This window comes from Variovorax sp. R-27 (genome assembly GCF_049913215.1).
Classification (GTDB): Bacteria; Pseudomonadota; Gammaproteobacteria; order Burkholderiales; family Burkholderiaceae_C; genus Variovorax.
The window spans coordinates 569,852-594,523 of record NZ_CP183984.1 but is presented as its reverse complement, the minus strand read 5'-3'; the positions used below and the strand labels follow the sequence as shown (position 1 = coordinate 594,523).

The 24,672-nt window shown below is 66.8% G+C and carries 20 protein-coding genes; 8 read left to right on the top strand and 12 right to left on the bottom strand.

Annotation, left to right across the window (positions count from 1 at the left end; all coding sequences use genetic code 11):
* The first annotated feature begins 424 nt into the window (after positions 1-424).
* The 4 genes from glgX to ACN9MV_RS02735 all read left to right on the top strand — a co-directional run bounded on the left by glgX (position 425) and on the right by ACN9MV_RS02735 (position 7,928).
* Positions 425-2,512 carry a glycogen debranching protein GlgX gene (gene glgX, locus ACN9MV_RS02750; protein ID WP_426391239.1) on the top strand — a complete coding sequence of 696 codons (2,088 nt, stop codon included), beginning with the start codon at positions 425-427 and terminating at the stop codon, positions 2,510-2,512.
* Between the two features lie 91 nt (positions 2,513-2,603).
* The gene (glgC, locus tag ACN9MV_RS02745) at positions 2,604-3,911 is read left to right on the top strand and encodes a glucose-1-phosphate adenylyltransferase (RefSeq protein WP_426391238.1); all 1,308 of its coding nucleotides are present in this window, start codon (positions 2,604-2,606) and stop codon (positions 3,909-3,911) included.
* A gap of 17 nt (positions 3,912-3,928) precedes the next feature.
* Positions 3,929-5,410: a glycogen synthase GlgA gene (gene glgA, locus ACN9MV_RS02740; RefSeq protein WP_093076951.1), complete on the top strand. Its 1,482-nt coding sequence runs from the start codon at positions 3,929-3,931 to the stop codon at positions 5,408-5,410.
* Positions 5,411-5,444: 34 nt separating this feature from the next.
* Positions 5,445-7,928: a glycogen/starch/alpha-glucan phosphorylase gene (locus ACN9MV_RS02735; protein WP_093053995.1), complete on the top strand. Its 2,484-nt coding sequence runs from the start codon at positions 5,445-5,447 to the stop codon at positions 7,926-7,928.
* Between the two features lies 1 nt (position 7,929).
* Here the strand turns inward: ACN9MV_RS02735 and ACN9MV_RS02730 are convergent, their stop codons facing one another.
* The 4 genes from ACN9MV_RS02730 to ACN9MV_RS02715 all read right to left on the bottom strand — a co-directional run bounded on the left by ACN9MV_RS02730 (position 7,930) and on the right by ACN9MV_RS02715 (position 10,634).
* Positions 7,930-8,400: an ExbD/TolR family protein gene (locus tag ACN9MV_RS02730; RefSeq protein WP_354337146.1), complete on the bottom strand. Its 471-nt coding sequence runs from the start codon at positions 8,398-8,400 to the stop codon at positions 7,930-7,932.
* 12 nt (positions 8,401-8,412) lie between these two features.
* Complete coding sequence (locus ACN9MV_RS02725) at positions 8,413-9,108, bottom strand: MotA/TolQ/ExbB proton channel family protein (RefSeq protein WP_093053991.1); 696 nt, start codon at positions 9,106-9,108, stop codon at positions 8,413-8,415.
* A gap of 15 nt (positions 9,109-9,123) precedes the next feature.
* On the bottom strand, positions 9,124-9,888 hold the full coding sequence (gene dapB, locus ACN9MV_RS02720) for a 4-hydroxy-tetrahydrodipicolinate reductase (protein ID WP_426393140.1): 765 nt from the start codon (positions 9,886-9,888) through the stop codon (positions 9,124-9,126).
* A gap of 182 nt (positions 9,889-10,070) precedes the next feature.
* The gene (locus tag ACN9MV_RS02715; protein WP_093053987.1) at positions 10,071-10,634 is read right to left on the bottom strand and encodes an outer membrane protein assembly factor BamE; all 564 of its coding nucleotides are present in this window, start codon (positions 10,632-10,634) and stop codon (positions 10,071-10,073) included.
* A gap of 94 nt (positions 10,635-10,728) precedes the next feature.
* On the opposite strand from ACN9MV_RS02715, the gene fur reads away from it, so the two are divergent.
* Entirely contained in the window at positions 10,729-11,148 is a 420-nt protein-coding gene (gene fur / locus ACN9MV_RS02710) for a ferric iron uptake transcriptional regulator (RefSeq protein WP_019655576.1), read from the top strand.
* Positions 11,149-11,164: 16 nt separating this feature from the next.
* Here the strand turns inward: fur and hprK are convergent, their stop codons facing one another.
* The 4 genes from hprK to ACN9MV_RS02690 form a co-directional block, all read right to left on the bottom strand.
* Positions 11,165-12,124 carry an HPr(Ser) kinase/phosphatase gene (gene hprK / locus ACN9MV_RS02705; RefSeq protein ID WP_093053985.1) on the bottom strand — a complete coding sequence of 320 codons (960 nt, stop codon included), beginning with the start codon at positions 12,122-12,124 and terminating at the stop codon, positions 11,165-11,167.
* Positions 12,125-12,219: 95 nt separating this feature from the next.
* Positions 12,220-12,687: a PTS sugar transporter subunit IIA gene (locus ACN9MV_RS02700; RefSeq protein WP_093053983.1), complete on the bottom strand. Its 468-nt coding sequence runs from the start codon at positions 12,685-12,687 to the stop codon at positions 12,220-12,222.
* Between the two features lie 185 nt (positions 12,688-12,872).
* The gene (gene hpf / locus ACN9MV_RS02695; protein ID WP_056515121.1) at positions 12,873-13,202 is read right to left on the bottom strand and encodes a ribosome hibernation-promoting factor, HPF/YfiA family; all 330 of its coding nucleotides are present in this window, start codon (positions 13,200-13,202) and stop codon (positions 12,873-12,875) included.
* Positions 13,203-13,533: 331 nt separating this feature from the next.
* On the bottom strand, positions 13,534-15,654 hold the full coding sequence (locus ACN9MV_RS02690; protein ID WP_426391237.1) for an ATP-dependent helicase: 2,121 nt from the start codon (positions 15,652-15,654) through the stop codon (positions 13,534-13,536).
* A gap of 227 nt (positions 15,655-15,881) precedes the next feature.
* On the opposite strand from ACN9MV_RS02690, the gene corA reads away from it, so the two are divergent.
* The 3 genes from corA to ACN9MV_RS02675 all read left to right on the top strand — a co-directional run bounded on the left by corA (position 15,882) and on the right by ACN9MV_RS02675 (position 20,154).
* A complete protein-coding gene (gene corA, locus ACN9MV_RS02685; RefSeq protein ID WP_093053979.1) occupies positions 15,882-16,868 on the top strand; it encodes a magnesium/cobalt transporter CorA in 987 nt (328 codons plus the stop codon).
* Between the two features lie 120 nt (positions 16,869-16,988).
* A complete protein-coding gene (locus ACN9MV_RS02680; RefSeq protein WP_426391236.1) occupies positions 16,989-19,361 on the top strand; it encodes a phosphoketolase family protein in 2,373 nt (790 codons plus the stop codon).
* A 40-nt stretch (positions 19,362-19,401) separates the two neighbouring features.
* A complete protein-coding gene (locus ACN9MV_RS02675) occupies positions 19,402-20,154 on the top strand; it encodes a YoaK family protein (RefSeq protein WP_426391235.1) in 753 nt (250 codons plus the stop codon).
* A 1-nt stretch (position 20,155) separates the two neighbouring features.
* Here the strand turns inward: ACN9MV_RS02675 and ACN9MV_RS02670 are convergent, their stop codons facing one another.
* From ACN9MV_RS02670 to ACN9MV_RS02655, 4 genes are read right to left on the bottom strand one after another with little or no spacing between them, the layout of a single operon-like run.
* On the bottom strand, positions 20,156-20,926 hold the full coding sequence (locus tag ACN9MV_RS02670) for a 5'-methylthioadenosine/adenosylhomocysteine nucleosidase (protein WP_426391234.1): 771 nt from the start codon (positions 20,924-20,926) through the stop codon (positions 20,156-20,158).
* 3 nt (positions 20,927-20,929) lie between these two features.
* A complete protein-coding gene (locus ACN9MV_RS02665) occupies positions 20,930-22,561 on the bottom strand; it encodes an ABC transporter substrate-binding protein (protein WP_093076939.1) in 1,632 nt (543 codons plus the stop codon).
* A 35-nt stretch (positions 22,562-22,596) separates the two neighbouring features.
* A complete protein-coding gene (locus ACN9MV_RS02660) occupies positions 22,597-23,634 on the bottom strand; it encodes a dipeptide ABC transporter ATP-binding protein (RefSeq protein ID WP_426391233.1) in 1,038 nt (345 codons plus the stop codon).
* Positions 23,631-24,656: an ABC transporter ATP-binding protein gene (locus ACN9MV_RS02655; protein ID WP_093053967.1), complete on the bottom strand. Its 1,026-nt coding sequence runs from the start codon at positions 24,654-24,656 to the stop codon at positions 23,631-23,633. The genes ACN9MV_RS02660 and ACN9MV_RS02655 overlap by 4 nt, the downstream gene beginning before the upstream one ends.
* Positions 24,657-24,672 lie beyond the last annotated feature (16 nt).

Below are 24,672 nucleotides of genomic sequence, written 5' to 3'. Positions count from 1 at the left end.
GTCCGCAGAACTCGCTTCGCTCAAACAGCTGCGGCCCTGATCCCGTCTACGTCTGCGCTCCTCGGCGCAGCCAGAAGGGATTGGGGAACCCAGCGGGCCATCGCTTCGCTCGGCCCCCGAACATCCAACAGCCAATACCAGGCCGAGCGAAGCAAAGGCCCGTTCCGTCTCCCCTCCCCTCTGGCTGCGCCGAGGAGCGCAGCGTTTCGCGGATCAGGGCTCGCCCTTGTCTGAGCGAAGCGAGTTTGGGCGAGACCCCGCGAAACGCGAGCACCACAGGTTGCCCCTTCGCAAAGCGAAGGGGTCGCAGACAGTGGGGTCGCCTTTTCTTTGGCTACTTTCTTTTGGCGAAGCAAAAGAAAGTAGCTCGCCCGCCGGGGCGAGTCCCGGCCTCGGAAAGCAAACCCACCCAAAGGCCAGCCAAATGCTGAGCCCAGGCACCCCCTTCCCCTTGGGCGCAACACCTTCACCACAAGGCGTGAACTTCGCCCTGGCAGCCCCGACAGCAGAAGCAGTAGAACTCTGCATCTTCGACACCACAGGCAAAAACGAACAACAACGCCTGAAACTGCCAGCACAAACAAACGGCATCTGGCACGGCCACATCCCCAGCGCATCTCCAGGCCTGGTCTACGGCTACCGAGTCCACGGCCCCTGGTCCCCTCAAGAGGGAACCCGCTTCAACCCAGCCAAGCTCCTGCTCGATCCCTACGCCAAAGAGATCGTGGGCAACTACGACGGCAGCGACATCCTCCTGGGCCACGACCCAGCGAATCCAGACAAAAGAGACACCCGAGACAACGCCGCAGTCGCCCTCAAGGCCCGGGTAGCTGCACCCAGTCCGGCACCAGCAGCCACTCCCGGCCACGCTCGCATCGCAGCAGGCGACCGAGTCCTCTACGAGCTGCACGTAAAAGGCCAGACAAAGCTCCACCCCGCCGTCCCCGCAGCCCTGAGAGGTACCTACGCCGGCCTGGCGGAACCCGCCGTACTTGACCACCTCCAGGCCCTGGGCATCACAACCCTGAGCCTCATGCCCGTTCAGCACCGAGCAGACGAGCAGCGCCTGCAGCACATGGGCCTGAGCAACTACTGGGGCTACACCACCATCGGCTGGTTCGCCCCCGAAGCCCGCTACTGGAGCGGCCGCCCCGGCACCACCCCCGCCGGCGAATTCCGCGCCATGGCCGACGACATCCACGCGCGCGGCATGGAACTGGTGATCGACGTCGTCTACAACCACAGCGCCGAAACCGACGAGCTCGGCCCCACGCTCTCGCTGCGCGGCATCGACAACGCCCTTTACTACCACCTGCGCCCCGACGACCGCGCCCTCTACGAGAACTGGACCGGTTGCGGCAACTGCCTCAACCTCGGCGAGCCGCGCGTGCTGCAGCTGGTGATGGACAGCCTGCGCTTCTGGGCCTGCGAGATGGGCGTGGACGGCTTCCGCTTCGATCTCGCCCCGGTGCTCGGACGCGATGCACAACGGGGGTTCGATGCGCGCGCGCCCTTCTTCGCCGCCATCGCCCAGGACCCGGTGCTCTCGCGCACGCTGCTCATTGCCGAGCCATGGGACATCGGCCCGGGCGGCTATCGCCTGGGCGAGTTCCCGCCCGGCTGGCTCGAATGGAACGACCGCTACCGCGACACGCAGCGCGGCTTCTGGCTGCGGCAGGACCACGACGACAAGGCGAGCCTCGGCGACTTCGCCCATCGCTTCACCGCCTCCAGCACCCAGTTTGCGCACAACGGCCGCGCACCGACCGCGAGCGTCAACTTCGTCACCGCGCACGACGGCTTCACGCTGCGCGACCTCGTGAGCTACAACGAGCGCCACAACCTCGCCAACGGCGAGGACAACCGCGACGGCCACGGCCACAACATGAGCAACAACTGCGGCGTCGAGGGCCCGAGCGACAACCCCGCCGTGCTGGCCTTGCGCACCCGCCTGCAGCGCGCGCTACTCGCCACGCTGATGCTGTCCCAGGGCACGCCCATGCTGCTGGCCGGCGACGAGCTCGGCCACAGCCAGCAGGGCAACAACAACGCCTACTGCCAGGACAACGAAACCACCTGGCTCGCATGGATCGGCGCGTCCGCCCCCGGCAGCGACGCCGCCCGCATGAGCGCCTTCGTGGCGCGCCTGGCCGCCTTGCGCCGGGAGGCCCCGGCCCTGCGCAGCACCCGCTGGTGGCCGGCCGAAGCGCCGCAGGGCACGCCATCGGGCATCCGGTGGCTGCGCCCCGACGGCGAACCGATGACGCCCGCCGACTGGAACAGCACGGGCACGGCCCTTGCAATCCTCTTCGGCGATGGCACCGACGACAACAGCAGCGCGTGGCTGGTGATGGTGAACGCAGGTCCGCAGCCCGTGTCTTTCACGCTGCCCGCGGGCACGTGGCGCCTGAGCCTTTCCACCGACCCCGGGCACGACCCGGGCGAGATGGGCCAACCGCTCGGCGACAAGGCACAAGTGCCTTTTTCGAGCATCGGGATTGCAAGAACGTAGGAGCCAGGCGCGCGGCGCGGTGCTAGTCTCGATGCAGAAACTCTGACGACGAATTCCAACAAGCGAATAGACGAACGAACGGAGACACAGGATGGACAACCTCACACCGCAAGCGCACCCGCAGCAGGAGCTGCAGGCCCATCAACTGGTACGCCGCACCATCGCCCTGGTGCTGGCCGGCGGGCGCGGCTCCCGCCTCAAGCAGCTGACCGACCGGCGCGCCAAGCCGGCCGTGTACTTCGGCGGCAAGTTCCGCATCATCGATTTCGCGCTGTCCAACTGCCTGAACTCGGGCATCCGGCGCATGGCGGTGGTCACGCAGTACAAGTCGCACTCGCTCATGCGCCACCTGCAGCGCGGCTGGAGCTTCTTGCGCGCCGAGCTCAACGAGATGGTCGACGTGCTGCCCGCGCAGCAGCGCGTGGGCGACGAGCACTGGTACCGCGGCACGGCCGATGCGGTGTTCCAGAACCTCGACATCATCCAGACCCGCTCGACCAAGCACGACTACGTGGTGGTACTTGCCGGCGACCACATCTACAAGATGGACTACTCGATCATGGTGAAGGACCACGCCGAGCACGGCCTGGGCTGCACGGTCGGCTGCATCGAGGTGCCGCGCATGGAAGCCACGGCCTTCGGCGTGATGGCCATCGACGACGGCCGCCAGATCACTGCCTTCCTGGAAAAGCCCGCCGATCCGCCCGCCATGCCCGGCCACCCCGACGTGGCGCTGGCGAGCATGGGCATCTACGTGTTCGACTCCGAGTACCTCTACCAGCTGCTCGAAGAAGACAGCGCCAACCCCGATTCGAGCCACGATTTCGGCAAGGACATCATTCCCCGCGCCGTGGCCCAGGGCCGCGCGCTGGCCCATCCTTTCGGCATGTCGTGCGTCACGCGGGCCTCGCGCGGACCCGACGCCAAGGCCTACTGGCGCGACGTGGGCACGATTGATGCATTCTGGGCAGCCAACCTCGATCTGGCCTCCATCACCCCGGAGCTCGACATCTATGACACGGACTGGCCCATCTGGACCTACCAGCGGCAGCTGCCACCGGCCAAGTTCGTGCTCGACCGGCACGGCCAGCACGGCATGACGGTCAACACCATCGTCTCGGGCGGCTGCATCGTCTCGGGCTCCAAAGTCAGCAGCTCGGTGCTGTTCTCGGGCGTGCGCATCCATTCCTTCTGCGAGATCAACGAGGCCGTGCTGCTGCCCGACGTGGAAGTCGGCCGCGGCGCCCGGCTCAACCGGGTGGTGATCGACCGCGCCTGCGTCATACCCGACGACATGGTGATCGGCGAAGATGCCGCGGCCGACGCCGCCCGCTTCGAGCGTACCGAGAACGGCGTGGTGCTCGTGACACGCGAGATGCTCAAACGACTGGCCGCCTGAGGCCACAACGCCCCACGATGCGAATCCTCCAGGTCAGCGCCGAACTCTTTCCCCTCCTCAAGACCGGCGGCCTGGCGGATATCGCCGGCGCCCTGCCCCTGGCGCTCATGGCCGAAGGCGAGGACGCGCGCGTGCTGCTGCCGGGCTTTCCGGCCATCGTGGCGGGCGTGCGCGACCTGGCGCCTGTGGACGGTTTCAATGCGCCCTGGGGCGAGCGCTTCGGGCTGCGCCTGGGGCACATCGACATCGACGGGGCGCCCGGCATCCCGGCCTACGTGATCGACGCACCGGCGCTCTACGGCCGGCCCGGCAATCCTTACGAAGACACCTCGCGCCAGCCCTACGGCGACAACCACCGCCGGTTCGCCTTGCTCGGCTGGGCCGCGGCGCAACTGGCGCAAGGGCTCGATCCGCAGTGGCGGCCGGAGGTGGTACACGCGCACGACTGGCACGCCGCGCTCGCGCCGGCCTACCTGCACTTCGCGCGGCAGGCCGGCGGCCCTCACGTAGGCAGCGTCTTCACCGTGCACAACCTGGCCTACCAGGGCATCTTCGCGCCCTGGAACTTCACCGAGCTCGGCTTGCCCGGCGCTGCGTTCCAGATGAACGGGCTCGAATACCACGGCCAGGTCTCGTTCATGAAGGGGGGCCTGTACTTCGCCGACCGGCTCACCACGGTCAGCCCGACCTACGCGCTCGAAATCCAGACGCCCGAGCAGGGCTGCGGACTCGACGGCCTGCTGCGCCAGCGCAGCGGGGTGCTCAGCGGCATCCTCAACGCGGTCGACGACAAGGTCTGGAACCCGGCGACCGACGCCGCGCTGATGCAGGGCTATCACACGCCCGAAGGCCGCCACATGGCCGGCAAGGCGCGCTGCAAGTCGGTGCTGCAGCATCAGCTGGGGCTGGCCGAGCGGCCGGATGCGCCGCTCTTCATTCTCGTGAGCCGGCTCACCGAGCAGAAGGGCCTGCACCTGGTGCTGGGCGGGCTCGATGCGCTGCTCGCCCAGGGCGGCCAGCTGGCGCTGCTGGGCAGCGGCGAGACCTGGCTGGAGGAAGCCTTCCGGCAGCGCGCGGCTGCCACGCCGCAATCGGTCGGCGTCACCATCGGCTACAACGAGACGCTGGCGCACCAGATGTTCGGCGCGGGCGACGTGACGCTGGTGCCTTCGCTCTTCGAGCCCTGTGGCCTCACGCAGATGTACGGCCTCAAGTACGGCAGCCTGCCGTTAGTGCGCCGCGTCGGCGGGCTGGCCGACACGGTGGTCGACAGCTCGCTCGAAGACATGGCCAGCGGCGAAGCCACCGGCTTCGTGTTCGACAGCTTCGAGGTCGCCGACTACGAACGCGCCGTGCGCCGCGCCTTCGCGCTCTACGAGCGTGCGCCCGACTGGCGGCGCGTACGCGGCAACGCCATGCGGCGGCCGGCCGACTGGGCCACTGCGGCCGCGCAGTACATCGATGTCTACCGGCAGGCGCTCGAACAGCCGCGTGCCTGACCACCACAACAACTTCCACGCAACAAGGGCGCCCATGACGATCAAAGACTTCGCCTATGACCACCCCGACCGCGACGTCGCGGCCTTCAAGCGCGCGGTGGCCAACAAGCTGATCTACGCGGTCGGCAAGGACCCGGTCGCCGCCAGCCAGGACGACTGGCTCAACGCCACCTCGCAGGCGGTGCGCGACCAGCTGGTCGAGCGCTGGATGATGACCACGCGCGCCAACTACGCGCAGGACCTCAAGCGCGTCTACTACCTGTCGATGGAATTCCTCATCGGGCGCACCTTCACCAATGCGCTGCTGGCCGTGGACCTCTACGACACGGTGCGCGAGGCACTGGCCGACTTCGGCGTCGACATGGACGCGCTGGCCGAGCGCGAGCCCGACGCTGCGCTGGGCAACGGCGGCCTGGGCCGGCTCGCAGCCTGCTTCCTCGACTCGATGGCCACGCTCGGCGTGCCGGGCATGGGCTACGGCATCCGCTACGAATACGGCATGTTCCGCCAGCGCATCGTCGACGGCCAACAGGTCGAGACGCCCGACTACTGGCTCACGCGCGGCAACCCGTGGGAATTCCAGCGGCCCGAAGTGAACTACCGCGTGCGCTTCGGCGGCCACGTGCAAAAGCGCGAGGGCACCAACGCCCCCTACGGCGCGGCCGACTGGGTCGACACGCACGACGTGCTGGCCGTGGCCTACGACACCATCATCCCGGGCTACGGCACGCAGGCCACCAACACGCTGCGGCTGTGGTCGGCGCGCGCCACCGAGGAAATCGACCTCTCGGCCTTCAATCGCGGCAACTACATGGGCGCGGTCGAGAGCAAGAACCAGTCGGAGAACGTCTCGCGCGTGCTCTACCCCGACGACTCCACGCCCTCGGGCCGCGAGCTGCGGCTGCACCAGGAGTATTTTTTCTGCAGCGCCAGCGTGCAAGACCTGCTGCGCCGCTACCTGCGCAACCACAAGACCTTCGACCAGCTGTCCGAAAAAGTCAGCATCCACCTGAACGACACGCACCCCGTGCTGGCGGTGCCCGAGCTCATGCGCCTCTTGCTCGACGAACACGGCCTCGCGTGGGACGTGGCCTGGGCGCACACGCAGAAGGTGTTCAGCTACACAAACCACACACTGATGCACGAGGCACTGGAAACCTGGCCGGTGGAAATGCTGGGGCGCATCCTGCCGCGGCACCTGCAGATCATCTACGACATCAACGCGAAGTTTCTCGCCACCGTGACGCAGAAGGTCGGCAACGACGTGGAGCTGATGCGCAGGCTGTCGCTGGTCGACGAGGCCGGCGAGCGGCGCGTGCGCATGGCCTACGTGGCGGTGCTAGCCAGCCACTCGATCAACGGCGTGTCGGGGCTGCACTCGGAGCTGATGAAGCAGTCGATCTTCTCGGATTTCGCGAAGATCTTTCCCGAGCGCTTCAACAACAAGACCAACGGCGTCACGCCGCGCCGCTGGCTGGCGCAGGCCAACCCGCCGCTGGCGGCGCTGCTCGACCAGCGCATCGGCAAGGGCTGGCGGCGCGACCTGTCGCAGCTCGAGGCACTCAAGCCCATGGCCGCGCAACCGGCCTTCGTGCGCGCATTCCGCCATGCCAAGCGCGAGAACAAGCTGCGGCTGGCCAACTGGGTCGAGCAGCACCTGAAGCTCGACATCGATACCGACGCGATGTTCGACGTGCAGGTCAAGCGCATCCACGAATACAAGCGGCAACTGCTCAACGTGCTGCACGTGGTGGCGCGCTACCACCGCATCCTCGACGCGCAGGCGGCGGGTGGGCCGATCGACATCGTGCCGCGCGTGGTGGTGTTCGCGGGCAAGGCGGCTTCGGCGTACGCGATGGCCAAGCTCGTCATCCGGCTCATCAACGACGTGGCGAGCACCATCAACGCCGACGCGCGCGTGGGCAAGCTGCTGAAGGTGGTGTTCCTGCCGAACTACAGCGTGAGCCTGGCCGAGATCATCATGCCGGCGGCCGACCTGTCGGAGCAGATTTCCACGGCGGGCACCGAGGCCTCGGGCACCGGGAACATGAAGTTCGCGCTCAACGGCGCGCTCACCATCGGCACGCTGGACGGCGCGAATGTGGAAATGCGCGAGAACGTGGGACCGGAAAACATCTTCATCTTCGGCAACACCACGCCCGAAGTGGCCGACATCCGTGCACGGGGCTACCAGCCGCGCGAAATCTACGAAGAGAACGCCGAGCTCAAGCGCGTGCTCGACGCGATCCGCGACGGCGCGTTTTCAGCAGGCGAACCGGCGCGCTACCAGGGCATCTACGACGCGCTGGTGAACTGGGGCGACCACTATTTGCTGCTGGCCGACTACGCGAGCTACGTGGCCAAACAGGCCGAAGTCGATGCGCTGTACCGCGACTCGGATGCGTGGACGCGGATGGCGATTCTCAATGTGGCGGGTATGGGTGCGTTCTCGTCGGACCGCACGATTGCGCAGTACGCGCATGAGATCTGGCACACCAAGCCCGTGGTGCTGGGCTAGCCTAGCTTCCGGGCTTCTTCGGCGGCTCGGCCTCGGTCACAAAGCCGATGCGGCTCAGCCCGGCCTTGTTCGCGATGCCCATCAGCGCCACCACCTTGCCGTAAGGCACGGTCTGGTCGGCGCGCAGTTGCACTTCGGTGTCCTTGCTGTCGGCAGCGGCCTTTTCGAGGCGGGTGGCCAGTTCTTCGTCGGTCACGGCCTGGTCGTTCAGGAAGACCTTGCCCGAGGCATCGACGGACAGGCTCACGAACTTGGGCGCGTCGTTGGGCTGGCCAGCGTCGGTCTGCGGCAGGTCGAGCTTGATCGAGCTGGCCATCAGCGGCGCGGTGATGATGAAGATCACCAGCAGCACCAGCATCACGTCGACCAGCGGCGTGACGTTGATGTCGGACAGCGGCCGCTGCGCGCCCGCTCCCATGGCACGTCCACCGCCGCCGGCGCTGCTACCCAGTGAAGTGCGACCGAAGGCCATCGTGCTGAGTGCTCAGACCGGCATTGGCCGCGCGGGCGGCGGCGCAGCGGGCTCCGGCGGGGTGCCGAAGCTGCCCAGCAGGTCGTGCGCGAAGCCTTCGAGCTCGGCCTCGATGCGGCCGATGACGCGGCCGAAGACGTTGTAGGCCAGCACGGCCGGAATAGCCACGGCCAGGCCGAAGGCCGTCATGATCAGCGCCTCGCCGACCGGTCCGGCCACCTTGTCGATGGTGAAGCCGCCGGTCTGGCCGGCAATGCCCGTCAACGCGCCGTAGATGCCCCAGACCGTGCCCAGCAATCCGACGAAGGGCGCGGTGGCGCCGACCGTGGCGAGCAGGATCTGCCCCGCCTGCAGCCGGCGCAGCGCGCCGTGCAGGGCGTCGCGCAGCACGCGCGTGAGCCGCTGGTTGCGGTCGACCGTGGCGCCCAGCGTGCCGGCCGGCGCACCGGCGGCCACGCTCTTGATGGCCGACACGGCGGGCGACACGAGCGTCGCGCGGTCGAAGGCCTTGAGCTTCTGCTCGGCGTCGGCCAGGGTGGACGACTGCCAGAACGCCGCGATGCTGCGCAGCACGTCGCGCGTGCCGCCGCGCAGCAGCCACGCCTTCCAGAGAATGATGACCCAGCTCGCGATCGACATCGCCAGCAGCAGCGCCGCCACCGAACGGCTGACGCCGTCGCCATGGGTCAGCAGATCGAGCACGCTCATCGGCGGTCCTTTTGGTTAGCGCAAGCCCAGCACGTCGTACATGTCGAACAAGCCGGCGCGCTGTTCGGCCAGGAAGCGCACCGCGCGCAGGCTGCCCTGGGCGTAGGTGGTGCGGCTCGACGACTTGTGGGTGATCTCGATGCGCTCGCCGGTGCCCGCGAACAGCACGGTGTGGTCGCCCACGATGTCGCCGCCGCGGATGGCCGAGAAGCCGATGGTGGAAGGGTCGCGCTCGCCGGTGATGCCTTCGCGGGCGTACACGGCGCAGTCCTTGAGGTCGCGGCCCAGCGCATCGGCAATCACTTCGCCCATCTTGAGCGCGGTGCCCGAGGGCGCGTCGACCTTGTGGCGGTGGTGCGCCTCGATGATTTCGATGTCGTAGCCCGTCGACATGGCCTTGGCCGCCATTTCGAGCAGCTTGAAGGTGACGTTGACGCCCACGCTCATGTTGGGCGCCATCATGATCGCGATGTCTTTCGCAATCTCGGCGATCTCGGCCTTCTGCTCGTCGCTGAAGCCGGTGGTGCCGATGACGGCCTGCACGCCAAGTTCGCGGCAGACCGCGAGGTGCGCGAGCGTGCCTTCGGGGCGGGTGAAGTCGATGAGCACCTGCGCGTCCTTCAGGCCGGCGCGCAGGTCGGACACGATGGACACGCCGCTGTCGAAGCCCAGGAAGGCGCCGGCATCGGTGCCGAGGGCCGGGCTGCCCGCGATGTCGAGTGCGCCGGCCAGTCGCAGGTCGGGCGCGTTGCGCACGGCCTCGATCAGCATGTGGCCCATGCGGCCCGACGCCCCGGCGACGGCGACACGGCGCGGCGCAGTGGAGGAACTGGAAGGAGTGGTGGTGGATTCAGTCACGCGGATTCAGTCTTCGAAATTTCGAAACGGCCAATGGCATGCATGGACACGGGACGGACGCCGCCTGACTCGGCGGGCGCCGCCCGCTGCTGCTTGTGCTGCGCTCAGCGCGCGGCTTCGAGCGGGGGGTAGGCGGCCGGCAGCGGCGGCAGGGAGGCCGACGTGCCTGCGGCGGCGTCGGCTTTTTTATCGTCCTTGGCGGGTGCGAATTTCTTGAGCTCGTCTTCCGAGGCCTCGAGCGTCGGCACCTTGCCCGATTTCTTGCGGGTGTCGAGCGTGGCGACGAATTCCTCTTCGCTGGGCATTTCATCGCCCTCGAAGCGGTCCAAGAGCTCGCCATTGAAGAACACGGTCAGGTGGCGCTCCTGCGGATCGACGCCCTGGCGGCGGATCGTGAACACGTAGTCCCAGCGGTTGGCGTGGAATACGTCGTTCAGCAGCGAGGTACCGAGGATTTCACGCACCTGCTGGCGCGACATGCCCGGCTTGAGCGCCGCGACTTGTTCCTTCGACACGAAATTGCCCTGCACCACTTCGACTTTGTAAGGTGTAACAGCGGCCAGCGCGCCACGCGTGCGATCGCTGAAACCGCTGCAGGCACCAAGGCAGAGCGTTGCGGCAACGGCAGCAACCAGCAGCCAGGGACGGCGTTGGAGAATGGCAGGCATGGGAGGAAAAAGGGGGTAGCGATATGATCGGCCATTGTAGCGGCTGGCCTTTTTCGGGGCCTTTTTGCCGCAGCCCCAGGGCGCAGGAACCAACATGGCCAACATCGACGAACTGAAGAACACCGGCCTCAAGGCCACTCTACCGCGCCTGAAGATCCTCGAGATCTTCCAGACCGGCAGCCAACGGCACATGACGGCGGAAGACGTGTTTCGCGTGCTGCTGAACGAACATTCCGACATCGGCCTGGCCACCGTCTACCGGGTGCTGACGCAGTTCGAGCAGGCCGGCATCCTCGAGCGCAGCCACTTCGAAAGCGGCAAGGCCGTATACGAGCTGAACGAAGGCACGCACCACGACCACCTGATCTGCACCTCCTGCGGCAAGGTCGAGGAGTTCTACGACGCCGAGATCGAACGCCGCCAGCAGATGATCGCCAAGGACAAGGGCTGGATCCTGCAGGACCACGCCATGTCGCTCTACGGCCTGTGCGGAGACTGCGCAAAGAAGCGCTGATCCGTCTCCCTCGTTTTCAGTCCCCGTCGCGGGAGTTTTCCATCGCCTTGTGGTGGCGCGCCACGAAGTCGGCGTACGTGTCGATGCCGCGCAGCTGCAGGATCGAATTGCGCACCGCCGCTTCCACCAGCACGGCGATATTGCGCCCCGCCACCACCTGGATGATGACCTTGCGCACCGGGATGCCCAGCACGTCCTGCGTGAGCGGCGCCGAAGGCATGCGCTCGTAGTCGCGCTCGAAGCTGTCGCGCCGCACGAGGTGCACGATGAGCTTCAGCCGCATCTTCCGGCGCACCGCCGTCTCGCCGAAGATCGCGCGGATGTCCAGCAGGCCGATGCCGCGCACTTCGAGCAGGTTCAGCAGCAGGTCGGGGCAGCGGCCTTCGATGGTGTTCTGGTTGATGCGGAACAGGTCGACCGCATCGTCGGCCACAAGGCCATTGCCGCGCGAGATCAGCTCCAGTCCCAGCTCGCTCTTGCCCAGGCCCGACTCGCCCGTGATCATCACGCCCATGCCCAGGATGTCCATGAACACGCCGTGCATCGAGGTGCGCTCGGCAAAGTGCTTGGACAGGTAGGCGCGCAGCAGGTCGATCACGAAGGCCGACGACTCGCGCGTGGCGAACAGCGGCAGCTGGGCGCGCTCGCAGATCGACAGCAGCTCGTCGGGCGCAGCCTGGCCGTCGGCCAGCACCAGCATCGGCGGCTCCAGCGTGACGATGCGGGCGATGCGCCGCGCGCAGTCTTCCTCGCTGCCGCGCGTCAGGTAGGCCACCTCGCGGGCGCCGAGGATCTGCACGCGATATGGGTGGATGTAGTTGAGATAGCCAACAAGGTCGGCCGCCGACTGGGCGCGGCTGATGACTTCGGGGTCGAACTGGCGCTCTGAAGCACCGAGCCCCGCGAGCCATTCCCAGCGGAGCGAACCGCGGAACTCCTCGAACATGGCATCGGCGCTGATGACGGTCGGCTTCATGCGTTCAGGAGACGGCGCCCGGCGCCGGCATTGGATGAGTGACGGGAAGAAGTGCCGCGCAGCTTATCAGCAGCCGCACGCGCCGACACATGCGCTCAGGCGACTTGGGTCGACTGCCAGCCGGCAATGAGGCCGTGCAATGCAGAAGCGTCGGTGCTGGACTTGATCTGTTCGCGCAGGCTGGCGTCGCTCAGCAGTTCGGCGATTTCAGAGAGGATTTCGAGGTGCTTCTGCGTGGCCGCTTCGGGCACCAGCAGGAAGATCAGCAGCGCGACGGGTTGCTCGTCGGGTGCGTCGAAGCCGATGGGGTTGGCCAGCTGGAACACCGCGGCCATCGGCGCCTTGAGGCCCTTGATGCGGCCATGCGGAATGGCAACGCCGTGGCCCAAACCGGTGGAGCCGAGGCGCTCGCGGGCAAACAGGCTGTCGGTGATGAGGGCACGGCCCAGACCGTGAAGGCTTTCGAACAGCAGGCCGGCTTCTTCGAAAGCACGTTTCTTGCTAGTAGCGTCAACGCTCACAAGCACTTGAGCGGGCGGCAGGATGGACGCGAGGCGATTCATGGTGGGTGCAGAGCGGGGGCGATTATGCACCCGCTTGGTAAAAACCCCCAGTCCCCCTATTTACTTTCTGTCTACATGTTGTCCTGAGGCCTCGTACTTCCCTCTGGGGGCTTGCCAAAGCCCTACCGCAACAGTCGGAAAACAAAAAGCCGCCCGAAGGCGGCCTTGATGCGAGCCGGGGGCTCTTACATCACGCGCTTGGGCGCCGCGTGATGGTGGTCCTGCAGACGATCCTTGTGGCGCACCACCTGGCGGTCGAGCTTGTCGACCAGTTCATCGACCGCAGCGTAGAGATCAGCGTGGCTCGACTCCGCGAACATGTCATTGCCCTTGACGTGAATGTTGCACTCCGCCCTTTGGCGGCGTTCCTTTTCCTTCTGCTTTTCCACCGTGAGGATCACCTTCACATCGACAACCTGGTCGAAATGTCGGGTGATCCGGTCCAGCTTGCTCGTGACGTAGGTGCGCAAGGCAGGGGTGACGTCGAGGTGATGACCGCTGATCGTCAAATTCATGAATGACCTCCTGGAATTGACGGTTGGGGAAATGACCGCGCTACGGAATGCAGCGTGGCCGGCGAAAAACGGGAGTTTTGAGAGGGGGAACGGGAGGAAGGGAAGAAGAGGAAAGAGGGGTGGGTCGATTCACTATGCCCAAGCTGTCACGGTATTGCAATACCTGAGTTGCCCGGGGTTTTGCGGCTTCGTGCGCAGCTTTTCACACGCTAGCGAATCAATAGCAGCTGGCGCTCGCGGGGCAGGCGATGCAGCGCTTCGAGAACAAATGTTTCAGCCCCGGTCCACGTGTGACCCTGCCACCGGAAGGGCCAGCAGCCCGCTCAGCGATTCAGCGCCAGGCCGCGCGCATCCGGTTGCGCAGGTCGATCACCGCGCTCGGCGGCGGCACGGCCGGCGGGCGTACCGGCGGAGGCGGCCAGGTCTGCTGCTCGAAGCCTTCGAGATCGGCATCGGCGATGAAGCGCGTGCGGTTGGCATACAAGTGCCGGTCGCCGCGCGCCGCTTGCTGCGTGATGTGGAAGCGCTGCGGTATCAGCAGGTGCAGGTGGTCGCGCGCCCGGGTCATTGCCACGTACAGCAGCCGGCGCTCCTCTTCCAGCTCGTGCGCGCTCTGCGCCACGTCGGCCGGCAGGCAGCCGTCGACCACGTTGAGCACGTGCACCGAATTCCACTCCTGCCCCTTGGCCGAATGGATGGTCGAGAGGATCAGGTAGTCCTCGTCGAGCAGCGGCGGGCCCGGACGGTCACTGGTGGCTTCGGGCGGGTCGAGCGTGAGTTCGGTGAGGAAGCGTTCGCGCGAGGCATACCCGGCCGCGAGTCGCGCCAGTTGCTCCACGTCTGCGCGCCGCACGCCGGAGGTGTCTTCATACAGCCGCTCCAGATGCGGCAGATACCAGTCCATCGCCAGCTCGACATCGGCCGGCCACTTCAGCGAGGGTGCGCGCAAGGCGGCGTAGGCCTCGGCAAAGTCGACCCACTGCGCGCGTGCCGCGGAAGGCGGCACGAAGTCGCGCACCGCTGCGGCGGGGTCGGCCGCCTGGTCCATCGCATCGAGCAGGCGCGCGCCCGTGACAGGGCCGATGCCGGGGATCAGCTGCGTCACGCGAAAGCCCGCCATGCGCCCGCGCGGGTTCTGCGCAAAGCGCAGCACCGCGAGCAGGTCCTTCACGTGCGAGGCCTCGAGAAACTTGAGCCCGCCGAACTTCACGAACGGGATGTTGCGCCGCGCCAGTTCGAGTTCGAGCGCCGCGCTGTGCGTCGAAGTGCGGAACAGCACCGCCTGCGACTTCAGCGCGAGCCCGCCCTCGCGGTGCGCCAGCACCTTGTCGGCCACCCAGCGCGCCTGCCCCGCTTCGTCGGGCACGAGCACCAGCAGCGGTTTGCCGGCCGAGGGCTTGTCGGTCCACAGCGTCTTGGCATGCCGCTCGGCCGCATGCGCGATCACGCGGTTCGAGACATCGAGGATCGGCTGCGTCGAACGGTAGTTGCGCTCCAGCGTGACCACGCGCGCGGCCTGCGTGAACTGCGACGGAAAGTCGAGGATGTTGCGCACCGTCGCGCCGCGAAAGGAATAGATCGACTGCGCGTCATCGCCCACCACTGTCACACCGCGCCCGTCGGGCTTGATCGCGAGCAGGATCGAAGCCTGCAGCAGGTTGGTGTCCTGGTACTCGTCGACCAGCACGTGGTCGAAGCGCTCACCGATGTGCGCAGCCAGCGCGGGCTCTGCGGCCATCTCGGCCCAGTAGAGCAGCAGGTCGTCGTAGTCGAGCACGTTCTGCCGCTGCTTGGCCTCTACGTAGGCGCCGAACAGCTTCTTCAGTTCGGCCTCCCATTCACCGCACCAGGGAAAGGCCTCTTTCAGCACATCGGCCAGCGGCGCGCGCGTGTTCACGCAGCGCGAGTAGATCGACAGGCAGGTGCCCTTGCGCGGAAAACGATTGACGGTGGAAGACAGGCCCTGCTCGTGACGCACCAGCCCCATCAGGTCTTCGGCATCGCCGCGGTCGTGGATGGTGAAGTTCTCGTCGAGCCCGATCTGCGGCGCGTACTCGCGCAACAGCCGCGCGCCAATGCCGTGGAAGGTGCCGGCCCAAGGCAGCGCGGGCGGGGCTTCGGACTTCAGGCCGAGCACACGTGCCAGCACCTGGCCTGCGCGGCGCTCCATCTCTTGCGCGGCACGGCGAGAGAAGGTCAGCAACAGCAGGCGCTGCGGATCGACACCGCCGGCAATGAGGTGTGCGACACGGTGCGCCAGCGTGCTGGTCTTGCCCGAACCGGCGCCGGCAATGACGAGCAGCGGCCGCTCGTCGCGTTCGGCAATGGCTGCTCCCACCCCGTGTTCGACCGCCGCGCGCTGCGCGTCGTTGAGCGTGGCCAGCGCGTCGGCCAGGCGCTCGGCCTGGGTCTTCGCGGCAGCGGAAAAAACGGGGAGCGCAGCGGTCTGCATGGGCACGACTTTACTGTATGCCCGTCCAGTCCAGCCACCGTGCTGCCATGTGGCCGGTGACATAATCGCGCCTCGCTGCAACCGGAGATTCTTCCCAATGGAAACCGCCCCGTCTCGGCAGCTTTCAACTCCCTTTCACTGACGCGTTTTTCTTAGCGCACGTCGGGCCCGGGAATTGAAAGCGCCCCTCCCTCGCCCATCGTTCAGTCATTCCCGGGAGTGAGCCAATGCTCAACATCTTCACGCTCGCCAACGGCCGCCTCGTTCAGGAAGAAATCGAGGCGCTCGAAGAGCTCTCCAAGTTCCAGCCGATCTGGGTCGACCTCGAGTCACCCACGCTCGAAGAAAAGCGCTGGATCAAGCAGTACTACGGCCTGTCCATTCCCGAAGACGCGATGGACGAGGACATCGAGGAGTCGGCCCGCTTCTACGAAGAAGACAACGGTGAGCTGCACATCCGCTCCGACTTCTTGATCGACGACGACGAAGACCCGCGCACCGTGCGCGTGGCCTTCATCCTCAACCAGCACAACACCGACCTGCGCAGCCGCGGCGTGCTGTTCTCGATCCACGACGAAGACGTGCCCGTGTTCCGCCTGCTGCGCATGCGCGCGCGCCGCGCACCGGGGCTGATCGAAGACGCCAAGGAAGTGATGCTCAAGCTCTTCGACGCCGACGCCGAGTACTCGGCCGACACGCTGGAGAACATCTACGACGAGCTCGAAGTGGCCGGCAAGAAGGTGCTCTCGGGCAACGTCAGCGACGAGCTGGCCGGCGAAGTGCTCGGCGCCATCGCGCGGCAGGAAGACTTGAACGGCCGCATCCGCCGCAACGTGATGGACACGCGCCGCGCGGTCAGCTTCATGATGCGCAGCAAGATGCTCAACGCCGAGCAGTTCGAGGAAGCCCGGCAGATCCTGCGCGACATCGAATCGCTCGACAACCACACGGCCTTCCTGTTCGACAAGATCAACTTCCTGATGGATGCGACCGTCGGTTTCATCAACATCAACCAGAACAAGACCATCAAGATCTTCTCGGTGGCCAGCGTCGCGCTGCTGCCGCCCACGCTGATCGCGAGCATCTACGGCATGAACTTCAAGTTCATGCCGGAGCTCGACTGGGCCATGGGCTATCCGTATGCCATCGTGCTGATGGCGGCGAGCGCGCTGGTGCCGATGTGGTACTTCCGCCGGCGCGGCTGGCTCAAGTAGCCTGAGCGGGGCGCGCCGGCGCGCGCAGCCTCACGGGCGCTTTCCTGACAGGGCGGTGCGCATGCGCGCCGCATGATGGTTCGATGGCCGGCGCCGCTTCGGTCCATCGGAGCCGTCCCCATGCCACATTCCCCCTCCCCTGCCATCCCCGCGCGCTTCGCGTTGCTCGACGCCTGGTGGCGCGCCGCCAACTACCTGTCCGCGGGACAGATCTACCTGATGGGCAACCCGCTGCTGCGGGAGCCGCTGGCCCTCGAGCACATCAAGCCGCGCCTGCTCGGGCACTGGGGAACCACGCCGGGGCTCAACTTCATCTACGCCCACATGAACCGCGCCATCAACGCGCGCGACCTCGATGCCATCTTCATCGCCGGCCCCGGCCACGGCGGGCCGGGCGTGGTGGCCAGCACCTACCTCGAAGGCACCTACACCGAGGTCTACCCGCACATCTCGCGCGACACCGAAGGCCTGAAGCGGCTGTTCACGCAGTTCTCGTTTCCGGGCGGCATCCCGAGCCATGTGTCGCCGGAAACGCCGGGGTCGATCCATGAGGGCGGCGAGCTCGGCTATTCGCTGCTGCATGCGTACGGCGCGGTGTTCGACAACCCCGAACTGCTGGCCTGCTGCGTCATCGGCGACGGCGAGGCCGAAACCGGCGCGCTCGCGGCCAGCTGGCATTCCAACAAGTTCCTCAACCCCGCGCGCGACGGCGCGGTGCTGCCGATCCTGCATCTCAACGGCTACAAGATCGCCGGCCCCACCGTGCTCGCGCGAATCGGCGACGAGCAGCTCACGCAGCTGATGCGCGGCCACGGCTACGAACCGCGCTTCGTGTCGGGCGACGACCCCGCGCTGATGCACGGCCTGATGGCGGACGCACTCGACGCTTCGCTCGATGCGATCCGTGCAATCCAGGTGGAGGCGCGCTCGGACGGCTTGGGACAGCGGCATCGCTGGCCGATGATCGTGCTGCGCTCGCCCAAGGGCTGGACCGGGCCGAAGACGGTGGACGGCGTGCGCATCGAAGGCACGCAGCGCGCGCACCAGGTGCCGCTGACCGGCTTCGCCGAGAAGCCGGCCCACATCGCGCTGCTGCAGGAATGGATGCAGAGCTACCGCCCCGAAGAACTGTTCGATGCCGACGGCGCCCTGCGCGCCGACATCGCCGCCCTCGCGCCTCGAGGCACGCGCCGCATGAGCGCGAACCCGCACACCAACGGTGGCCTGCTGCTCAAGAACCTCAAGCTGCCCGACTTCCGCGACTACGCCGTGGCGGTGCCGAAGCCAGGCGCCGTCGACGCGGAGGCCACGCGCGTCACCGGCGAGTTCCTGCGCGACGTGATGCGGCTCAACGCCGGCGAGCGCAATTTCCGGATCATGGGCCCGGACGAGACCACGTCGAACCGCCTGGGCGCGGTCTTCGAAGCGACCGACCGCATGTCGAGCGCCGAGATCCTGCCGGGCGACGACCACGTGGCACCCGACGGCCGCGTGATGGAAGTGCTCAGCGAACACCTCTGCCAAGGCTGGCTCGAAGGCTACCTGCTGACCGGACGGCACGGTTTCTTCTCGTGCTACGAGGCTTTCATCCACATCGTCGACTCCATGTTCAACCAGCATGCGAAGTGGCTGAAGGTGACGCGCAACATCCCCTGGCGGCGCCCCGTCGCGTCGCTGAACTACCTGCTGACCAGCCATGTCTGGCGCCAGGACCACAACGGCTTCAGCCACCAGGACCCGGGCTTCATCGACCACGTCGTCAACAAGAAGGCCGAGGTCGTGCGGGTCTACCTGCCGCCCGACGCCAACACGCTGCTGTCGGTGACGGACCATTGCCTGCGCAGCCGCAACTACGTCAACGTGATCGTGGCGGGCAAGCAGCCCGAGGCGCAGTGGCTCGACATCGCCGCGGCCGAGCGCCACTGCAGCGTGGGCCTGGGCATCTGGGACTGGGCCAGCAACGACAACGGCGTGGCGCCCGACGTGGTGATGGCCTGCGCCGGCGACGTGCCCACGCTGGAGACCATGGCGGCGGTGGACCTCCTGCGGACGCTGCTGCCGGACCTCAAGGTGCGGGTGGTGAACGTGGTCGACCTGATGGCGCTCGAATCACCCTCGGGGCATCCGCACGGCCTGCCCGATGCGGTCTTCGACTCGATCTTCAGCACCGACGCACCGGTGATCTTCGCCTTTCACGGCTATCCCGCCCTGGTCCACCGGCTGACCTACAAGCGGCGCAATCACGGCAACTTTCATGTGCACGGCTACCTGGAAGAAGGCACGACCACCACGCCCTTCGACATGACGGTGCTGAACCGGCTCGACCGCTTCCACCTCGCAGCCGACGCCATCGATCGCGTGCCCCGCATCCGCGACACGGCGGGCCACGTGCAGCAGCACCTGCGCGACCGGCTGCTCGAGCACCGGGCCTACATCACCCGGCACGGGCAGGACATGCCCGAGATCGCCGACTGGCGCTGGGTGCGACACTGAGCGCTTGCGGGGCCGACCGACGCCGCCCCGGGAGACCACCGTGCGCAGACTTCGTTTCCTCACCAACCGCCATCGAGCGCCGTCTACCAACACCGCGCTCGGCCTGCTGCTGGCCTTCAATGCCGGGGCCGTCAACGCGGGCGGATTCCTTGTGCTGCACATGTACACCTCGCACATGACCGGCTTCGCGTCGCAGCTCGCGGACGGCATGGTGCTGGGCAACGCCACGCTGCTGCTGAACGCGCTGGGCGCGATCCTGGCATTCCTGAGCGGCGCCGCAGTATGCGCGGTGCTGGTGAACTGGGCGCGGCAGCACCGGCTGCACGGCGTCTATGCGCTGCCTCTGCTGCTGGAAGCCGCGCTGATGTTTCCGTTCGGACTCGCGGGAGCCATCACGCTGACCTGGCCAACGCCGTTCGCGGTGCCGCTCACGGTGCTGCTGCTGTCGTTCATCATGGGCCTGCAGAACGCCGTGGCGTCGAAGACCTCGGGCGGCAGCACGCGCACCACCCACATGACCGGCAACATCACCGACATGGGGATCGAGCTGGGCAAGATGCTCTACTGGAACCGGCGCATGCCGTCGACACCCCTGCCGGTGCGCCACGACCGCAGCAGGTTGCGCCGCTGCGGCGGGCTGGTCGGCATGTTCGTGCTTGGGGGAACGGTGGGCGCGCTCGGCTTCAAGCACGTGGGGTTCGTCTGCGTCGTGCCGCTGGCCGCCCTGCTGCTGGTGCTGTCCATCCCGCCCCTGCTTCGCGACCTTCCGCATTGGCGGCGGGCCGCGCCTTAGCTCAGGCCCTTTTCGCGTCCCGGCCGGCCAGCCACGCGTTCACGAGCGCGAGGCTGTAGCGGCTCGCGACCTCGGCCACGAACCGTGCGAAGTCGCCATGCGCCTCATCGTCCGCGCGATCCGAGATCGTCCGCATGGCCGCGAATGGCACGCCGTAGTCGTGGCAAACCTGCGCCACCGCGGCGCCTTCCATCTCGACCGCGAGTGCGTCGGGCAAGCTGAGGCGCAGCGCTTCGCTTTCGGCGGCGGTCGAGACGAAGCGATCTCCACTCACCAGCAGGCCGCGATGCACCTTCGGCGACTGGAGGCCGAACTCGTCGACCGCCTCTTGCCCCACCAGGGCCAGCGGATCACGCAGTGTCACTTCGGCCACACCCGCCAATGCGTCGCTGATCGCAGCATCGGCCGTGAAGCGCGAAAGGCCCAGCAAGGGCACTTCGTATTTCGGAAAGATGGGCGAGGCATCGAGGTCGTGCTGCAGCAACTGCCTGGCAACGACCACGTCGCCGACATTCACGCTCGGCGCGAGTCCGCCCGCGACACCGGTGAAGACGATGGCCCCGACGGCAAATCGCTCGAGCAGCATCGTGGCCGTCACTGCCGCCGCGACCTTGCCGATGCGCGACAGCACCGCGACCACAGGCTGGCCATGCAGATGGCCGACCCAGAAGTCGCGCCCGGCGATGCGCACGCGTTGCTCGTCGGGCATCTGCGCGAGGAGCGCACTCAGCTCCTCGTGCATTGCCGCGACGATGGCGATGGGCGCAGCCACCTGCTACTTGATGTCCACGCCGTAGAAGGTGTGGCGGCCGAAGGGGCTGAGCTTGAAGTCGACCACTTCCTTGCGCACCGGCTTCAGCTGCACCGCATGCGCAATCGTGAACCACGGCGCCTGCTCCTTGAAGATCAGCTGGGCCTTCTTGTAGAGCGCGTCGCGGTCGGCCTGCTTGGTCGTGCTCTTGGCCTTCACCACAAGGTCTTCATACGGCTGGTAGCAGAACTTCGAAATGTTGCTGCCGCTGGCCGACTTGGCCGAGGCGCAGCCCAGCAGCGTGTACATGAAGTTGTCCGGGTCGCCGTTGTCGCCGGTCCAGCCCAGCATGCCCATCTGGTGCTCGCCAGCCTGCAGGCGCTTGCGGTACTCGCCCCACTCGAAGCTCTTGATCTCGGCCTTGACGTTGATCTTGGCGAGGTCTGCCTGCATCAGCTCGGCAATGCGCTTGGCGTTCGGGTTGTACGGGCGCTGCACCGGCATGGCCCACAGGTCGGTCGAGAAGCCGTCGGGGAAGCCGGCCTGCGCCAGCAGCTTCTTGGCGGCTTCGGGATCGTACGGGTCGTCCTTCACGGCATCGTTGTAGGACCACATGGTCGGCGGGATCGGGTTCTTCGCGGCCACGCCGGTCGAGAGGTACACGCCGTCGATGATGGCCTTCTTGTTGATTGCCATGTTGATGGCCTTGCGCACGCGCACATCGTCGAAGGGCTTCTTCGTGGTGTTGTACGAGAGGTAGCCGACGTTCAGGCCGGGCTGCTCCAGAAGCTGCACGTTCGGGTCCTTGCGGATCGCGTCGAGGTCGGCCGGGTTCGGGTAGGGCATGACGTGGCATTCGCCCTTTTGCAGCTTGGCCCAGCGCACCGAGGCATCGGGCGTGATGGCGAACACGAGGTCGTCGATCTTCGCCTTGCCGCCCCAGTACTGCGGGAAGGCCTTGAAGCGGATGATCGCGTCCTTCTGGTACTGCACGAGGTAGAAGGGGCCGGTGCCGATCGGGTCCTGGTCGACCTTCTCGGGCGTGCCGGCCTTCAGCATGGCAATGGCGTATTCCTTCGACTGGATGCCCGCGTACTGCATGGCCAGGTTCGCGAGGAACGGCGCCTCGGGCTGGTTGAGCACGATCTTCACCGTGTAGTCGTCGATGCGGTCCACCGTCTTCAGCAGCTTGGGCATGCCCATGTCGTTGAAGTAGGAGTGGTTCTGGCTCGTGACCTTGAAGAAGGGATCGCTCTCCTTCCACTGGCGCTCGAGCATGAAGATGAAGTCGTCGGCGTTGAAGTCGCGCGTGGGCTTGAAGCTCTTGCTCGTGGTGTGCCACTTCACGCCCTTGCGCAGGTGGAAGGTGTAGACCGTGCCGTCGGCGGAGATGTCCCACTTCTCGGCCAGGCCCGGCACGACCTTGGTGCCGCCGCGCTCGAACTCGACGATGGTGTTGTAGACCTGCGTGGTCACGTCGAACGAGGTGCCGGTGGTGTTCATCCCCGGGTAGAAGTTCTCGGGGCTGCCTTCCGAGCAATACACCAGCGTCTTGGCAGACACTGCGCCACAGGCCAGGGTAAGGGCCGCAAGCGCTGTCGGTGCCAGGAGCGCCAGGCTTCGTGAGCGGCGCGAAACGGTGGGCTGGGTCTTCATGTGGACTCCTTGAGACACGGTTGAAAAAGCGAACGTTAAGGGTTCGTCGCCATCGCGATGGCGGCGGAGGGAACATCGGCGCGCACGAGCGGCGCACCGTCGAGAAACTTCTCGGAGAAGTGGCAAGCCACCAGCCGCTCGTCGAGCATGCGCAGGAGCGGCCGCTCTTCGTGGCAACGCGGTGCCACGTGCGGGCAGCGCGTGCTGAACACGCAGCCCGAAGGCGGATTCAGCGGCGACGGCAGCTCGCCCTTGAGCACGATGCGCTGACTGCTCAGGCCCGGCGTCGAGGCCAGCAGCGCCTGCGTGTACGGATGCAGCGGCCGCGCGAAGATGCGCGACTTGGGACCCTGCTCCACCGCGTGGCCGAGGTACATCACGAGCACGTCGTGCGCGATGTGCCGCACCACGCCGAGGTCGTGCGAGATGAAGAGGTACGCCAGGCCGAGCTCGGCCTGCAGGTCGGCCAGCAGGTTCAGCACCTGCGCCTGGATCGACACGTCGAGCGCCGACACCGGCTCGTCGGCCACCAGCAGGCGCGGGCTCAGCATCAGCGCGCGCGCAATGGCGATGCGCTGGCGCTGGCCGCCCGAGAACATGTGCGGATAGCGGTTGGCGTACTCGGGCCGCAGGCCCACGCGCGCGAGCATGTCGCGGGCCTTGGCGGCGCGCTCCGACTTGCCCATGGTGGTGTTGATGGCCAGCGGATCTTCGAGCACCGTCGAGATCTTCTTGCGCGGATTGAGCGAGCCGTACGGGTTCTGGAACACCAGCTGCACGGCCTGCCTCAACTCGCGCTTGCGCTCTGGCGGCGGGTTCACCGCATCGGCGCCGATCAGCGTGAGCTGGCCTGCCGTGGGCTTCTCGATCAGCGCGACCATGCGCGCCAGGGTCGACTTGCCGCAGCCCGATTCGCCGACCACGGCCAGCGTGCACCCGCGCTCGATGCGGAACGAGATGTCGCCCACCGCGCGCAGGTGCGACGGCGCGCGGAACAGCCCGCGGCGGATGTCGTAGGTGCGCTGGAGGTTGTTCGCCTCGACAACCACTTCAGTCGATGTGCTCTCGCTCATGACAGCACCTCGGCCGCCAGCTGCTTCGGCGGATCGCTCTCTATAGCCGCCTTGCGCCCCGGCTCGCCGAGCGGAAAGTGGCAGCGCACCTCGGCGCTCTGCCACTCGCGCAGCGCGGGCCGCACCTGGCAGGCGCGCTCGGTCACGTAGCTGCAGCGCGGCGCGAAAAGGCAGCCCGCGGGCCGGTCGTGCACGCCGGGCACCACGCCGCTGATGGTGGCGAGCCGGCCCTCGGGCGCGGCGCGCTCGGGCAGCGCAGCAAGCAGCGCCTCGGTGTACGGATGCTGCGGCGACGCGAAGAGCCGGTCGACGCGCTGGTGCTCCATCACCTGCCCCGCGTACATCACGGCAATGCGCTGCGCCATTTCGCTGACCACGCCCATGTTGTGCGTGATGAGCACCAGCGCCATGCCGCGCTCCTTCTGCAGGTCGCGCAGAAGGTCGAGGATCTGCGCCTGGATGGTCACGTCGAGTGCGGTGGTCGGCTCATCAGCGATCAGCAGGCGCGGGTTGCAGGCGATGGCCATGGCGATCATCACGCGCTGGTTCATGCCGCCCGAGAGCTGGTGCGGATAGCTGCCCAGGCGCGACGACGCGGCCGGGATGCCCACCTGCTCGAGCAGCTCGGTCGCGCGCTTCTTCGCCTCGCGCTTGTCGAGCTTCAGGTGCAGCCGCAGCGTCTCCATCAGCTGGAAGCCGATGGTGAAGCAGGGGTTGAGGCTGGTGGTCGGCTCCTGGAAGATCATCGCGACCTCCTTGCCGACCAGCGCACGGCGCGCCTTGTCGGAAATGCCGAGCAGTTCCTTGCCCGCAAAGCGCATGTGGTCCGCACGCACGCGGCCCGGAAAGCCGACAAGGCCCATCAGCGCCATCATCGTGACGCTCTTGCCCGAGCCCGATTCGCCGACGATGCCTAGCACCTCGCCTTCTTCGAGCGTGAGACTCACGCCGTCGACCGCATGCAGCACGCCGCCCTGCGTGGGGAACTCGACGTGCAAATTCTTTATTTCAAGCAAAGGCATCTTTTCTTTCCTTTGC